The organism is Pseudahrensia aquimaris, assembly GCF_042676045.1.
Taxonomy (GTDB): Bacteria; Pseudomonadota; Alphaproteobacteria; order Rhizobiales; family Rhizobiaceae; genus Pseudahrensia; species Pseudahrensia aquimaris.
The window spans coordinates 16,233-31,711 of the sequence record NZ_JBHTJV010000010.1; the positions used below are offsets into that span (position 1 = coordinate 16,233).

Genomic DNA, 15,479 nt, shown 5'->3' on the forward strand with positions numbered 1-15,479 from the left:
GACACAGGAGAGCGGGTATGACGATTTTTGTGGTCAATCCAAACTGCAGCCAGCAAGTAACCGTTGGCATTGACCGTGCCGTTGACCCTATGCGGTCGGCCAGCCCTGTACCCATTGAAACGTGCACGCTTACTGAGGGGCCGCCGGGCATCGAAACGCAGGCGCATGTGGATGGAGTAGTTGCCCTTCTGCTAGCTCATTGCGCGGCGCTGGAGGCTCAGGCTTCGGGCTTCGTAATCGCCTGTTATTCCGACCCTGGCCTTGCTGCGTTGCGAGAGCAATCATCCCATCCAGTGATTGGCATTGCCGAAGCATCGATACTCACTGCAATGATGATGGGGCAAAGGTTCGGCATCATTTCCATTTTGTCCGCCTCAATCCCCCGCCACATGCGCTATGTCGGCGCGATGGGCGTTATGGACCGCTTGGCTGCCGACAGACCCTTGGAGTTGGGTGTTGCAGATTTGGCCAACGAAACGGTCACATGGAAACGCCTCGTTCAAGTTGGCACAAACCTGCGCGATGAAGCGATGGCCAACGTGGTGATCTTGGGATGCGCTGGCATGACAGCTTATCGCGCGAGGCTGGAACAGGAATTGGGCATACCAGTGATAGAGCCGTGTCAGGCAGCCACTGCCATGGCAATCGGACGTGTGGCCTTGCAAAAGGCGCTAGAGGGGAAATGACAATGACAAGACTAACTGAACAGGCCGCTGGCGTTTATGTGATTGCAGTCACGCCTTTCCTTCCCGATGGCGCAATCGATATGGAAAGTTGCGACCGCATGGTCGACTTTTATCTCGATGCCGGTGCCAGTGGACTGACCGTTTTGGGTATGATGGGCGAAGCGCCGAAATTGACGGTGGAGGAATCCGCAGACGTAGTGGGCCGCATTTTGGCACGTGTCAGGGGCCGCGTTCCTGTTGTTGTGGGCGTATCCGCCCCAGGGTTTGCGCAGATTGAAGCGCTAACAAACAGCGTCATGGATTTGGGCGCTGCTGCTGTGATGGTCGCGCCGCCGGGATATTTGAAAACCGACGATGCCATCGTCTCCTATTATCGGCAGATCGCGGAGTTAATCGGCGACGTTCCTTTCGTCCTGCAAGACTTCCCACTCGCCACGAATGTGCAGATTGCGCCAAAGGTGATCGCACAAATCGTCAATGAATTGCCAACCTGTGTTTGCCTGAAACACGAGGACTGGCCAGGCCTGGAGAAGATTTCTTACCTGCGCAAAGAGGGCGTGTTGGATCGCCGCATCTCGATCTTGTGTGGCAATGGCGGGCTTTTCCTGCCCGAAGAAATGGCGCGCGGAGCCAATGGCGCGATGACGGGATTTGCCTATCCCGAAATGATGATTGACGTGGTTAGGCTTTCCCGCGAGGGCAATGCGGAACGCGCACGCGATCTGTTCGATGCTTATCTGCCGCTCGCCCGCTACGAATTACAACCGGGTCTGGGGCTGGCGGTTCGCAAATACACGCTCGCCAAGCGGGGCATCATCGCCCATGACACATTGCGCAAGCCTGGTGCTCAACTGAGTGGCGAGGCGCGCCTCGAAGTTGATCTGTTGATCAAGCGGCAGGAAAAACGATTGAAGGAACTGAACTGATGGATCTCGAACTCACAGGCAAAAGAGCGCTCGTCTTGGGTGCAAGTCGCGGCCTTGGCAAAGCCATCGCGCAAGGGTTGGCTGCGGAAGGCGCAATCGTGTTTGCAGCCGCTCGCAGCGTCGACAAGATCGAAGCGTGGTCCGTTGGTATGGATGGTGTTCATGCGGTGCGGCTTGACCTTAGCAATCTGACTGCCGTGGATAAGACGGTCGATAAGTTGCTGCAAGATGGTGGCGTTGACATAATCGTTAACAATGGTGGCGGTCCACCTCCCGGCACCGCGCAATCAGCTGACCGTGGAGATTGGATTTCGCATTTTGAAGCGATGGCGGCCAACTTATTCCATCTGACAAACCGGCTTCTGCCCGCCATGAAAGAGCGCAAATGGGGGCGGGTGATTTCGATCACCTCTTCGGGCGTAGAGCAGCCGATCCCAAACCTCGCGCTTTCCAATGGAATTCGCTCGGCAATCGTTGGATGGTCTAAGACACTCGCCAACGAAGTCGCAGGCGACGGCATCACCGTCAACGTGGTAATGCCTGGTCGCATTCACACCGAACGGGTGGACGAGTTGGACGCAGCAGCTTCCAAGCGCACCGAGACGCCGGTGGAAGAAGTTGCCAAAAAATCCCGAGCCACGATCCCCGCAGGTCGATACGGAAAGCCTCAGGAATTTGCCGACGTGGTAACGTTCCTCGCTTCCAATCGGGCATCTTATGTCACTGGCTCACGCATCAGGATTGACGGAGGCGCGATCAAGTCAATCTGATCTGGATTGCTCGTTGGCGATGCTTCAGATTGTGCTCAAACGCGGCACTGGTCTGCCTCGACTGATTTCCACGCGTTTAATAAAACAAGAAATCACCCGCATCGATTGTTACATTTGAACCACCGTCACCATTGATCGTAATGGTGTTGTCAGTTGTACCATCGTTGAGAGTGAGCATCACTGACGACGTCCCGTTCCCCGCAATTGTGAAGTCAGAGACTTCATCAGCCACAGCAGAAAACACTCTGAGATAATCGAGACCATCTTGGTAATCAGTGATTGTATCATGGTCGAAACCCGCGAACACGTACTGGAAATAATCGCGATCTGATCCGCCAGTGAGAATGTCATCGCCCGTGAAACCACGAAGACCGTCTCTTGCACCCATGCCGTTAAGAGTGTCGTTCCCGACGCCGCCATCAAGGTAATCGACCGTAGCCCCGCCTGTGAGAATGTCGTCGCCCCGGAAGCCAAAGAACTTTGCGCGCGCCGCGCCCGTCAGCATAACATCGCCTGCGGAGATGCTGTTGGAACCCCAGAACACTTCAATTGATGAGAATGAGTCTCCCGCCGCATCGCCACCATGAGTGCCACTTAGCAAATCGATATTGACACCTTGCGTTCCGGCCCGAGCATCAAAAGTGTCTTGGCCTTGTCCGCCGGAAAACACATCGGCTCCGCCAGCATCAAGAACGAAGATATCATCGCCAGCGTTGCCGTCGAGACGGTTATCCAAAGCATTTCCGGTTGCCGTATGATTGCCGCTGTCTTGGAAAGTCAGGCGTTCGACGTTTTCTGCCAAAGTCCACGATGCCAAACTGTTGGCAAACACGCGGTCATAGCCTTCACCGGCAAGTTCGACCGTCATGTCACCTACGTCATCGACGAAGTACGTATCATTGCCCGCTCCGCCGAACATGGTGTCAGCACCATTTGAGCCAAACATTTCGTCGTCGCCTTCCAGGCCGTAGAGAGTATCATTTGAGGAAGAGCCGACGAGCCGATTGCTTGCGTCGTTGCCAGTGCCAATTCGTGCAGCGCCAGTTAGCTGAAGTTCCTCGAAATGGTCTTCCAAAGTCATGTCAAAAGTCGAAATGACGGAATCGTAGCCTTCGCCTGCCAGTTCGAAAACAACGTCCTGAACAGCATCAACGAAGTAGGTATCGTTACCAAGGCCACCCACCATCATGTCGTAGCCAATACCACCGTCGAGCACGTCATTCCCGGCTCCTCCATCTAGGGAGTCGAAGCCAAGGCCGCCGTATAGGACGTCGTTGCCCGCACCGCCATCAATCGTATCAGCACCGTTGTTGCCGCGCAGAGTATCAGCGCCATTGCCACCATCGATAATGTCGATGCCGTTACCGCCCTCAATCGTGTCGGCACCCTCGCCGCCATCTATAATGTCCAGCCCATCGCCGCCACGGCCCGAGATAAAATCGCGCCCTGCGCTGCCATGAATCTGCGCGATGTTTGCGGACGGATTGTCGAGCAGGAAAATGTCATCACCCAGATTGCCAACCATGATATCAGCACCATCGTAACCCAAGATGATGTCACCAACATTGCTGCCGATCAGAGTGTCCGCACCAAATGTGCCATAAATGCCGACTTCGTCTTGCCCAGCGGTCCAGTTTACAAACTGAAAGCCGGACAGGTCGATGGTCGAACCGAACTGAAAGAACTGCAATTGATTGTCGTAAGCGTCACCGGTGACAGTAGTGGTCAGTCAAAGGTTGTTTCCGTTGGGGCTCAGAGACGCCTCGATGCGCGAATCTAGGGTGCTGTTGTAGATCAGCGCATCGATGTCGGTCACAACAGAGCCATTCAGCGTTAGAAGACGTCCACCGACCAACTCGATCGTGTTGATTTCGCCTGCGCCACCCGAACCATCAGCCGCGCTGCCATGAAATTGACCGCCGTGGCTGGAGTTCATGTTATTGCCGACCACGAAGGTGTCGTTTCCTGCATTGCCAATGTAGATGCCGCTGTTCTCGGGATTGCGGAAAACGTCGTCTCCGGCATTGCCGGTAAAAACTTGCCCATTCAAATTTAGATCGTCGTTCAAACCCGCCGCAGCAAAATTCAGCAGGCTTTGCGAATTCGTACCGAGAAACTCGCCCAATTTTGTCACACCGTCAGCGGCAAACAAGTTCAGCGTGGTGAACGATCCGCCTGTGGGCGTCGTGCCTGAATAGGTAAAATCATTGGCCAAAGAGACGTATTCAACGACGAGCCCTTGGCCCGGCAACCCGTCAAGATTGTACTGGATCGTAAAGCTGCCCGCAGTGGTTGTTAGTACAGTATAAGTGCCACCACGCAGACCGGGAAAAAAGTGATCCGTATCCACGCCGGTGGATGTAAGAATATTGATTGTCATGAATATTTCTCCAATAATTTTCAAAACTGAAAATTGATTATTTTGAAATCGCTGCGCCCGCAGAAAGACTCGTTAGCACGGCCAATACGCAAATACCTAACCAAGCGTAAGTTGACGGAATTTGCGTGGCGAACATCGAAAATTCGGACTGATTGAAAGCCGCTGCAGCGTGGCCGGTCCGGCAATCTCAAGCAACTAACGACAAGTCCAGATGCAAAAATGTTGCAGCGGGGCTGATCCATCCTGGATCGGAGTGCGGCGTTGGGATCGCGCCAAGCGCGGTCTAGCCGACTGGGGCATATTGCCCCGAAAGCGCTGAATTCTCGTCTTGTCCATTGATCGCACGCTCTATCGCCCGTGTAGTGCGTGAACACTTGCCCGAAGCTGCACAGGCTTCGCCCAAATCACCCAACCGGAACTGAGACACTTATGATCTTTGGCAAAACCGTCCACCCAGCCGCTCACGCTTACGCTAGGGAGGTTGAGAGCGGGACGCTGTCACGGCGTGAGTTTTTGACGCGCGCAACCGCTCTTGGTGTAAGCGCTACAGCAGCCTACGGCCTCATCGGCATGGCGCAGCCGGCCAAGGCTGCTGATACCATCAAACCCGGGGGAACGTTGCGAATTGAATCGCTTGTTAAGGGTCTGAAGGATCCGCGCAACTATGACTGGCCACAAATGTCTAATTTCACGCGCGGCTATCTGGAATATCTGGTCGAGTACCAAATAGATGGTACATTCAAGCCGATGCTGCTGGCCGGATGGGAAGTGAACGGCGACGCGACCGAATACACGCTCAAAGTGCGCCCTGGCGTGACGTGGAGCAATGGCGATCCATTCACCGCGGCGGATGTGGCCTTCAACATCACACGCTGGTGCGACAAGAGCGTGGAAGGCAATTCGATGGCCTCGCGAATGAATTCGCTTATCGACGAAGCCACCAAAGCCGCCCGCGCTGGCGCGATTACGGTCGTAGACGATGCAACGGTGAAATTGTCGCTCAACAATCCTGACATTACTTTGATACCCGGTTTTGCGGACTATCCCGCTGCCATCGTCCATCAGAGCTTTAACGGCGATCCGTTGGACAACCCAATCGGCACCGGCCCCTACATGCCTGAAGAATTCGACGTGGGCGTGAAAGCGGTTCTTGTGAAGAACGAAAACCACAAATGGTGGGGCGAGGGCGCTTATCTCGACCGGATCGAGTTCATTGATTTTGGCACCGATCAGGCGAGCATCATTGCCGCTGTAGAGGGTGAGGAGGTCGATATGATTTATGAATCAATTGGTGAATTCATCGTGCTGCTCGACGAGGGCGAGTGGACCAAGTCGGAAGCTGTCACCGCCAACACTGTGGTCATCCGGCCTAATCAGTCAGCGGAAGTTGGCGGCAAAAAAGTTTACGGCGATGCCCGTGTTCGCCGTGCTCTTGCAATGGCTATCGACCCGAAGGTGTTGCTGGAGTTGGGCTTCTCTAACAACGGCAAAGTGGGCGAGAACCACCACGTTTCGCCCATCCACCCCGAATACGCTGAATTGCCAGCGCCAACCTTCGACCCGGCAAGTGCCAAAGCGCTGATGGAAGAGGCAGGCATGGCCGACTATGAACACGACCTGATTTCGATCGACGACACGTGGCGCAAGGATACCTCTGATGCGGCTGCAGGCATGTTGAGAGACGCCGGCATCAAAGTGAAACGCACAGTTCTGCCGGGTGCTACTTTCTGGAACGATTGGACGAAGTATCCACTTTCGACGACCGATTGGGCGCAACGGCCTTTGGGTGTTCAAGTTCTGGCGCTTGCCTATCGCACAGGGGAGGCGTGGAACGAAAGCGCCTTCGCCAATGCCGAATTCGATGGCCTCTTGGCCGAGGCACTCGCGATTGCTGATGCCGACAAGCGCCGCACCGTGATGGCAAAACTGCAAAAAATCATGCAGGACGAAGGCGTGGTGATACAGCCTTACTGGCGTTCGATTTATCGTCACCACAAGCCAAACGTCATTGGTGCGCAGATGCATCCCACTTTTGAAATTAATGTTTCAAAACTGGGACTCGCCGCCTGATCACCGACGTGCCCACCACTCATCGCATGGCCCGCAATATGGTTCGGGCCATGCACTTTTTCTGTGGTGCCGCTCAGCGCACTCATCGGACGCTCTAATCCATTGCCTTGAACGCCCTTGTCTGACTAAACTTTGCTCCTGAAGGAAAACGAAGGGGTAAAGACCATTTCCATCGAACGTATTCCGGCCCCGAAGAAGCAGCCATTCATCGGGAACATGCTCTCAATCGATTCCAATCAGCCGCTTCAGGGGCTGATGGAAATGGCGCGGGAACTCGGTCCCATCATGCGCTTGGATATGATGGGAACGCCCTTGGTCATCGTTTCCGGGGCAGATCTTGTTCACGAATTGTGCGACGAAACCCGTTTCGACAAGGCCGTTCGTGGTTCGTTAAGGCGTGTCCGCGCCATCGGCGGTGACGGCCTGTTTACGGCTGACACTCAAGACAAGAACTGGGAAAAAGCGCATCGAATTCTTCTGCCGACCTTCAGTAGTCAGGCAATGAAAAACTATATGCCCATGATGCAAGACGTTGCCAATCAATTGGTGACGAAATGGGAGCGTATGAACGACGAAGATCAGATCGACGTGGTCCATGACATGACAGCGGTTGCGCTGGATACGATCGGCATCTGCGGTTTCAACTATCGTTTCAATTCCTTCTACCGCAGTGACTATCACCCGTTCATTGATGCACTCAATCGCACGTTGGAAACCTGCATGATGCAGCGTGGCCTGCCGTTTGAGGACACGCTTCTGCGCAAGCGTTTGGCCCAGATGGAAAAAGACGTTGGCTTCATGAACACGTTGGTCGATGACATCATTCGCGAGCGCCGCAAAGGTGTGATCGACACGTCCCAAAAAGACCTGCTGAACTACATGCTGGCCGGCGTCGACAAGCAGACGGGCGAGAGCCTTTCGGATGAAAACATCCGCTATCAGATCAACACTTTCCTTATCGCGGGTCATGAAACGACATCCGGCCTCATGTCGTTCACCCTCTATTATCTGCTCAACAATCCCGATGTATTAGCAAAAGCCTACCGGGAGGTGGACGAAGTCCTAGGGCGTGATATTTCCGCGCCACCAACCATGCAGCAGGTCAATCAGCTCACCTATATCAACCAGATTTTGTCGGAGTGTTTGCGCCTCTGGCCAACGGCACCGGCGCTTGGTCTCTATCCTTACGAAGATGAAGTCATTGGCGGAAAATACAAACTGAAGAAGGGCACATTTGTAACCGTCCTGAGCCTGATGCTCCACCGTGATAAAGCGGTATGGGGAGACGAGCCCGATAAATTTGATCCCGAACACTTCTCGCCCGAAGCCGTAAAAAACCGTCCGATCAACGCTTACAAACCATTTGGCAACGGTCAGCGTGCCTGCATCGGTCGGCAGTTCGCCATGCAGGAAGCCAATTTGATCATCGGCATGATTTTGCAGCGCTTCCAACTGATCGATCACACCAACTACGAATTGAAGATCAAGGAGAGCCTTTCCATCAAGCCGGACGGTTTCATGATGAAAGTGCGGTTGCGCGATGATGTGACCCGCAGCACACTCGTCCCCAGTCAACAGCTTGAGGCTGCCAACGAAAGTGTTGATCTGCAGGCCGCTAAGCGACCCAAGCATGGCACCAAGGCTCTGGTACTTTACGGTTCCAATCTTGGCACCACTGAAGAATTTGCCCGCGACATTGCACGCTCTGCTGATTCAAACGGCTTTGATGTGGAACTGGCAACGCTAGATGAATATGTTGGCAATCTGCCCAAGGATGCTGCGATTATCATAGCGTCGGCGTCCTACAACGGTGCCCCGCCAGACAATGCTGTGCGCTTTGTCGAATGGGTGCAGTCAGCGCAGACCGGGTCGCTGGAAGGCGTTCGATATTGCCTCTTTGGATGCGGTCACTCCGATTGGTCGGCAACCTTCCAGGCAACGCCGCGCATTATAGATGAGAACCTTCGCCGTGCGGGGGCAACACCGATGGGTGAACCGGGCGAAGGGGATGCAAAAGAGGCCATTGAGGACCACTTTCAAACTTGGCTTGACGGCTTGTGGCCTGCCGTTGGGGAGAACCTTGGGCTGGATGTCGACTTCTCAGAAAGGCTTGATTCTGCTCCGCTCTATCAGGTGGAGTTTTTGCAGGAAGTTGCCGAGAATCCTTTGGTCAATCAGATGGGCGCAAGGTTGGTGTCAGTGGTTTCCAATTCTGAACTGCACACGAAGACCGGAAAACATCCATCCGACCGCTCGACCCGCCACATTGAAGTGCGGCTTGCACCCGGCATGAGTTATTCTGCGGGCGACCATTTGAGCGTTGTGCCGAAAAACTCGCCTGACTTGGTGCGTCGCGTTGAGAAGCGGCTTGGTCTTGAAGCCGCCGGGCGCATCAAACTGGCAACGTCCAGCGATACCCAGGCGTCGCTCCCGACCAACACACCCATTCCGCTAAGAACGCTGTTGTTCGATATGATCGAATTGCAAGCTCCCGCAAGCCGCAAAGATGTCGGCCTGCTGGCGCGACACACACAGTGTCCGAAGTCCAAGCCCGCCATCGAGGCATTGGCCGGTGATAGTTACATCGCTGAGGTGCTGAACAAGCGCCGTTCCGTCCTCGACATATTGGAAGAATATCCGGCCTGTGAATTGCCCTTCTCGGCATTTCTCGAAACCTGCCCAAACATGGTCCCACGTTACTATTCGATTTCGTCGTCGCCGAAAGACAAGGCAGACCGCTGCACCGTCACAGTGGCGGTGGTTGATGACGATGCCCGCTCCGGCAATGGACGCTTCAAGGGCACTTGTTCAAACTATCTCGAGGGCATGTCGGAGGGAACGACGTTTTATGCCTCGATCCGTCAACCAAGCGCAGGTTTCACCTTGCCGGATGATCCGACTCTGCCGATCATTATGGTTGGTCCAGGCACCGGCATTGCGCCGTTCCGCGGATTTCTTCAAGAGCGTTCTGCATTGCAAAAGGCTGGTGAGAAGCTGGGACCAGCGCAGATGTTCTTTGGCTGTCGCCATCCCGATCAGGATTTCATCTACCGCGATGAGTTACAGGCTTGGGAGAAAGAGAAAGTGTGTGATCTTCACACTGCGTTTTCTCGCGAAACCAAGAAACGGGTCTATGTTCAAGACGTTTTGCTGGAACAGCGCGATGCAGTTTGGCCATTGATTGAGGCTGGTGCAAAAATTTACGTCTGCGGCGATGGCGGTCATATGGAGCCAGACGTTCGCCGTGCGCTTACCCGCATGTATGCTGAAGAAAAAGACGTGAGCGCGGACGAAGCTGATGCGTGGATCAATGCCATGATGGACAAGGAGCAATATGTGCTTGATGTCTGGGTCTCCAGCTAATCGCACGATTTACCCGATTAAAGGAAAAAACCCCGCCAGAGTGATCTGACGGGGTTTCCTGCTTATTGCCCCACCTATCTGGGAGGAGGGTTGGCGGGGCTTAAGACCTATTGCGCTGCTTTAGGCAGCTTTCTGACCATAGGGCCATGCTTTCATAGCGTTCTCGCGAACCATGTTCACGCTTTCGCCAGCCATATCGCGAACGATTTCAGCAGCGTCACGGGCGCGGCCGATGTTAGCGCTTGTGCTTTCGCGAACGTAATCGGACTGGATGCGAACAGCTTCGGAAACCGATTCAGCGTTAGCCAGTTTCTCGACTGTCGTAAGAGCGTGAGTAACGTTTTCGTGGGTTGCAGCGGCAATGCCACCGAGGATGGAGACGTATCCACCAGCAACGCGGGTCAACGCGGACTCGAGACCAGAATTGAATTTGTTTGTTGTTTCGTAGAAATCATCTGTGCGCTCTTTGGCAGTTGCGGCAGAGCGGCGGACGAATTCGCGGGTGCCTTCAGCAACCTTCGTGGTCACTTTGCTCGCAGCGGAGGCAGCATCTTCGATTTTGACGGCTTCTTCAGTTTTTTTCGTAGTCTTAGTCATGGTTCCATCCTTTAAAAGCTATGGTGTTTTCGTGTTTGCCCCACCCGCTATGGCGTGAGGAACAACCCTTATCTAGGGTAAATTCTTGTGCGATGCAACAAAAATTGACGTTTACGTAAAAATTTGTTTGAGAAAATTAAATAAGTCAATATTTTCAATGGGTTGAATTTTGGATTATTTTGCATGATTTCCCTGTTTGATCAATTCGCTTGCAGTTTATCGAACTGCGAGCCTAGTTTGGCTGTCATTGAACCCTTTGAAATGGCTATTGAGCGCACGTTATGGAGTTAGGCCCGGACGAACAGGCAAAGCTGGCTCAGCTCAAACGCGTGAAGCGTTTGGCGACAGGTGTGCTGATTGCTTGCTTTGTGCTGTTCGTGGCCGCTCGCGCATCATCTGCCGCCTTTCCGCAATGGGCGCCGACGCTGGGCTTCATTGCAGCCTTTGCGGAAGCGGCCACGATCGGCGGACTCGCAGACTGGTACGCGGTTGTGGTCTTGTTCAAGCATCCAGCCGGTCTGAAAATTCCGCACACTGCGATCATCCCGGCAAACCAGCAGCGCATTGCGGATAATCTGGGTCAATTTTTGGAGCGCAATTTTCTCTCTCAAGGTGTGGTGCGGGAAAAACTTCAGCAAATGGACTTTGCTGCTCATATCGTGACTTGGCTTGGAGACCGCGAAAAATCGCAGGAATTGTCGAATTTCGTCGTTCGTCTCGTCCCGGACATTCTAGCGGCCATTGAGGAAAGCGGGTTCAAAACATTTGGGGCCAAGCATATTGGCAAGCAATTGTTGAAGACCGACATCGCCCCGGTTGCGACCAAGCTCATCGATTCATTCGTCAAAGACGGTCGCTATCAAATACTTTTGGACGAAATCATTGATGCGCTTGATGACGTGATGCACGACGAGGCCACTCTAAAGAGCATACAGAAGCGGGTGGCGGAGGAATTGCCAACGCTGCTGTATGTTTTCCAAGCCGATAGCCTCATCATAAAACGCATCGTTAGTGCCAGCGGTGGCTTGCTCAAAGATGTGAAGGAAGATCCCAACCACCCGCTGCGCGAAGAGTTTCAGGAACTCTTCGAAAACTATGTCGAACGCATGAAATCGTCTCGCCGTTTTGGCAGGCGCGTTGAGCGATTAAAGGCCGATCTTCTGGGCAATCCTGAAATCGCGTCTCTTGCCGATGGCGTGTGGAGCGATCTTGGCGCTTACATCGCTAAGGATGCCCAGCGGCAAAACCCGGCCTTGGCCCAACAATTGACAGGGATGTTGGTCGGGTTGGCGCGCCAATTGGAAAAGGACGAGAAGCTGCGGACGACCATCAATGAGGGAATGGTTTCAGCGCTGGATTCCCTCGTAGCGGATCAGAAATCCAATGTCTCAGCCTTTGTTTCCGATCAAGTCCGCTCATGGGATTTCCGCCACCTCGTCACGATTATAGAGGCCAATGTCGGCCGCGACTTGCAGTATATTCGCTTCAACGGGATGATTATCGGCGGTATTGCCGGTCTTATTCTCCACGCACTTGATATCTCGATTTTGTTGTAAACGGCCAAGCGTTTGACTCAAACAAAGATCGGGCTGCAAGATGAGGCAGCTTAAAAGGAGTTGACCCATGAGCGACAAATCTGAAAACGGCGCAGATCTCTTTACAAACGCTTTCAAGAGCTTCGGGCGTAATCTGAAGCTGCCGAGCGTGACCATTGAAGATGTCGTCAATCATCACCGCAAGAATATTCGCGCACTTGAGGCTGCCGCTCAGAATACAACCAAAGGCGCGCAAGCCATCATGAACGAACAGCGCAAGCAACTGGAAAATGCGCTCGCGGACATCACCCACATGGTGCAGGACGCCCGCGATGGCGGTCTGAACAAGGAAAATGCCCGCGATGTTGTTGCCGACCAGGCAGAGTTTGCAAAAAAGGCATTTGAATCCACGATTCAGAACGCCACGAGCATGGGCGAGGTGCTGAGGAATGTCAGCACGGAAAACATGAATGTTCTGAAAACACGCGTTCAAGAGAGCATCGAAGAGATCAAATCAGCGATGGATAGCGGCAAATCAGATGGTGGTGGTGACGAGCCGCCGATCAAGCCGAGCTAGAGCTTAACTTCGACAGCACGGCTGACTATTGAGCCATGCCGAAGGCTTTGGGATAGACCAGCCCTTTAACGCCCTGACGGTCAAACCGTTTCCACTCGTTCTCTTTCAGCGCGAGGCGATCTGCTATTGCATAGACGGCAGCCGGATGGTGACCGAGTCCGCAATGGCTGGAACGCACACGGATGTTCTCCAGATGCTCGCCGCCTTCCTCAACGCAATTGCGCCAAGCACAGATGCCGTCAGACTCTGAATATATGGCTGTCGTCGGCACCGAAGGGGCATCCGAAATATGACCACCCATATGGCTATCACGATCGTCAACCTTATGGCCGCTGGTAAACTGATAGACTTTCCAAGCGTTTGTGGCGCGAGGGTCTCCGGAAAACGGCGAGCCGAGCGTTATCACCTGACGGACGTGATCCGGCATCATTTTTGCCAGTTGGCGCGCATAGATGCCGCCGAGGCTCCAACCAATAACGGAAACTTTGCGGCCATATTTGTCTGCCAATCCGCTTAAGCGGGATTTGAGGCCATCTTCAATGCCCGGCAGGGGGCCGTAATTGCGGCCCATATCCCAACCATAGGTCGGGTAGCCCTTGGCGCTGAGAAACGTTCGCAGGGAGATGGTGGACTTGTCGGAAGTCGCCAGGCCTGGAAGAACAAGCACGGGTTGACCGTCTCCCCGCGGCGCAAGAGCCAGCATGCTGGGGAGTGAGGCCGCAAAGCCGAACAATTCCGGCAAAGCCCTAAGTTCCATAAGCAGCAATTTCTTGCTCGGCGGTGTTTTAGAAATTGGGGTCGTGTCGTCCGACACTCCCGCAGCGTGCGCGGTAGCAGATGTCATAAAGTCCTCCCAGGCCACCAAACGGGCCATTGCCTTTACGAATCTTCAGCCTCCCAACTTAAGATTCTATGACAAAATGATGCATAGATGATGTAATTGCAAACCGTCTGCGATCACAATTTACCACGATGTACCCTTGTTTGGTGCCATCCTAAGTCGCCTGCGCTTTGGCTGCGTCATACAATTCATCGAATGCAGCGACCAGCATGTCAGACAACACGTCGATATCCGGCACCGCTCGACGGCCGCCCGTCATGCCAAAATTCAACCCGTCGAGATAGCTTTGCACCGTGAAGTTGAGGCCAACGCCGTGGGTAACAATCGACACAGGATAAAGTGCTGTGACTTGCGCACCCGCGCAATAAAGAGGAATCGGCGGTCCCATAGTGTTGGAAATGCAGACGTTCACAGCTTGGGGTATGACGTCCGCCAACTGCGTGTCGCCATAAAGCCGCATCAAGCCTGACAACACGTGGGGTGCGCCGATAAAAGTGTAGTCGGTCGGCATGAGCGGATTGACGCTGCTGGCCACATCTTTGCGCTCCGATGAGCGCTTGTAAATTTCCATCAGGCGTCTGACCGGATCGCTTTCCTGCGTTGCCAGTGGCACATTCATGCCTGATACCTGATTGTTCATATCGGTATTGCCTGCCTCGCGGATCGACATGGGAACAAAGGCCACAAGCGGCGTAGAAGGCAGCTTCTTTTTTTCTTTCAGGTAATGGTGCATTGCGCCCGAGCATGTTGCCATTACCACATCATTGAGTTTCGTGCCGGTGAGCTTCCCGATCTCTTTGGCTTTGGAAAGCGGGACTGTACGGGCTGCGTAGGAACGACCTTTGCCCATCGTAATGCTGAAGGGCGTTTTTGGCGCTGTGAGTTGCTGGTCGGCCAGTTGGCGCGGATCGGCTTTCGCCATCTTGGTTGCCATATCCAGCGCTTGTTCCATCGCTTTGGGAATGGCCTCCAGAGCTTTCAATTGTTGGGTAACGGCATTGGTCATCAAATCATGCGCGCCCAAAATCGCACGCTCCGCCATCGTTGGCACGCGGGTAGCCTTACGCTCTTCTGCCGCCTCAACTTCGCGCGGAACTGGGCCAAGATCGTAAAGCGCCTTGGTGATGACCATCCCGGCACCGCCGTCGATGGCGGCGTGGTGGACCTTCGAATACATCGCCGCCCGCTTTTCGCCGTTTGGTCCTTTTTCCAAACCGTCAATGATCGTGAACTGCCACAGCGGTTTTTTGCGATCCAAAGGCTCCGCGTGCATTTCTGCCACCAGCTTTTCCAGCTGTGCTTGGCTGCCGGGCTTCGGTAGTTTCACCGATTGTAGGTGGTAGTCGAGATCCAACTCGCCAGCATCAACCCAACCCGGATGGTCAAGTTCAAAGACGGTGCGGGCCAGCTTTCGGTGGAAAATGGGGATCAGATGAATGCGTGATTCAAAGAACGAGCGGAAGTGCTTGTAGATTGAGCCTTTGAAGCCCTCTGGCATGTCGTAGAGCGTCAAGCCGGCCACATGCATAGGTGTTCGTTTGGTTTCGAAATAGAGAAACGACGCGTCTATACCGCTCAACTGGTCCATTGGTTCACATCCATACTTTTCCTGACCGACAGCAAATTCAAATTTGACGCTTAAAGCAAGGGGTTCGCAAGCAAGGAGTCTTTGTTTGCCTTGGCAAGCTGCCAAAACCCTATATTACTATTAGGTAAGATTTAAGGTCCGCATTG

General features: G+C 53.9%; 12 protein-coding genes. 7 read left to right on the forward strand and 5 right to left on the reverse strand.

Annotated elements, in window-relative coordinates; all coding sequences use genetic code 11:
- Nucleotides 1-17 precede the first annotated feature (17 nt).
- Genes ACFQ14_RS11905 through ACFQ14_RS11915 form a run of 3 tightly spaced genes read left to right on the forward strand, consistent with a single transcriptional unit; the run spans nucleotide 18 to nucleotide 2,382 of the window.
- Nucleotides 18-686, forward strand: a complete 669-nt coding sequence (locus tag ACFQ14_RS11905; RefSeq protein WP_377212975.1) for an aspartate/glutamate racemase family protein — start codon at nucleotides 18-20, stop codon at nucleotides 684-686.
- Nucleotides 687-688: 2 nt separating this feature from the next.
- The gene (locus ACFQ14_RS11910; protein WP_377212976.1) at nucleotides 689-1,612 is read left to right on the forward strand and encodes a dihydrodipicolinate synthase family protein; all 924 of its coding nucleotides are present in this window, start codon (nucleotides 689-691) and stop codon (nucleotides 1,610-1,612) included.
- On the forward strand, nucleotides 1,612-2,382 hold the full coding sequence (locus ACFQ14_RS11915) for an SDR family oxidoreductase (protein WP_377212977.1): 771 nt from the start codon (nucleotides 1,612-1,614) through the stop codon (nucleotides 2,380-2,382). The genes ACFQ14_RS11910 and ACFQ14_RS11915 overlap by 1 nt, the downstream gene beginning before the upstream one ends.
- A gap of 76 nt (nucleotides 2,383-2,458) precedes the next feature.
- Here ACFQ14_RS11915 and ACFQ14_RS11920 read toward each other — a convergent pair whose 3' ends face one another.
- Together ACFQ14_RS11920 and ACFQ14_RS11925 are read right to left on the reverse strand one after the other, a co-directional pair.
- Complete coding sequence (locus ACFQ14_RS11920) at nucleotides 2,459-4,072, reverse strand: calcium-binding protein (protein WP_377212978.1); 1,614 nt, start codon at nucleotides 4,070-4,072, stop codon at nucleotides 2,459-2,461.
- 39 nt (nucleotides 4,073-4,111) lie between these two features.
- Complete coding sequence (locus ACFQ14_RS11925) at nucleotides 4,112-4,762, reverse strand: hypothetical protein (protein WP_377212979.1); 651 nt, start codon at nucleotides 4,760-4,762, stop codon at nucleotides 4,112-4,114.
- A gap of 429 nt (nucleotides 4,763-5,191) precedes the next feature.
- On the opposite strand from ACFQ14_RS11925, the gene ACFQ14_RS11930 reads away from it, so the two are divergent.
- Nucleotides 5,192-6,832, forward strand: coding sequence for an ABC transporter substrate-binding protein (locus ACFQ14_RS11930; protein ID WP_377212980.1), 1,641 nt, complete (start codon nucleotides 5,192-5,194; stop codon nucleotides 6,830-6,832).
- A 132-nt stretch (nucleotides 6,833-6,964) separates the two neighbouring features.
- Nucleotides 6,965-10,195: a bifunctional cytochrome P450/NADPH--P450 reductase gene (locus tag ACFQ14_RS11935; RefSeq protein WP_377212981.1), complete on the forward strand. Its 3,231-nt coding sequence runs from the start codon at nucleotides 6,965-6,967 to the stop codon at nucleotides 10,193-10,195.
- Between the two features lie 120 nt (nucleotides 10,196-10,315).
- On the opposite strand, the gene ACFQ14_RS11940 is transcribed toward ACFQ14_RS11935, so the two are convergent.
- Nucleotides 10,316-10,792: a phasin family protein gene (locus ACFQ14_RS11940; protein WP_377212982.1), complete on the reverse strand. Its 477-nt coding sequence runs from the start codon at nucleotides 10,790-10,792 to the stop codon at nucleotides 10,316-10,318.
- A 281-nt stretch (nucleotides 10,793-11,073) separates the two neighbouring features.
- On the opposite strand from ACFQ14_RS11940, the gene ACFQ14_RS11945 reads away from it, so the two are divergent.
- Nucleotides 11,074-12,348, forward strand: a complete 1,275-nt coding sequence (locus ACFQ14_RS11945; protein ID WP_377212983.1) for a DUF445 domain-containing protein — start codon at nucleotides 11,074-11,076, stop codon at nucleotides 12,346-12,348.
- 67 nt (nucleotides 12,349-12,415) lie between these two features.
- Complete coding sequence (locus ACFQ14_RS11950) at nucleotides 12,416-12,904, forward strand: phasin family protein (protein ID WP_377212984.1); 489 nt, start codon at nucleotides 12,416-12,418, stop codon at nucleotides 12,902-12,904.
- Nucleotides 12,905-12,929: 25 nt separating this feature from the next.
- Here ACFQ14_RS11950 and ACFQ14_RS11955 read toward each other — a convergent pair whose 3' ends face one another.
- Nucleotides 12,930-13,748, reverse strand: a complete 819-nt coding sequence (locus ACFQ14_RS11955) for an esterase/lipase family protein (RefSeq protein WP_377212985.1) — start codon at nucleotides 13,746-13,748, stop codon at nucleotides 12,930-12,932.
- 151 nt (nucleotides 13,749-13,899) lie between these two features.
- Entirely contained in the window at nucleotides 13,900-15,333 is a 1,434-nt protein-coding gene (locus ACFQ14_RS11960) for a WS/DGAT/MGAT family O-acyltransferase (RefSeq protein WP_377212986.1), read from the reverse strand.
- Nucleotides 15,334-15,479: the final 146 nt, after the last annotated feature.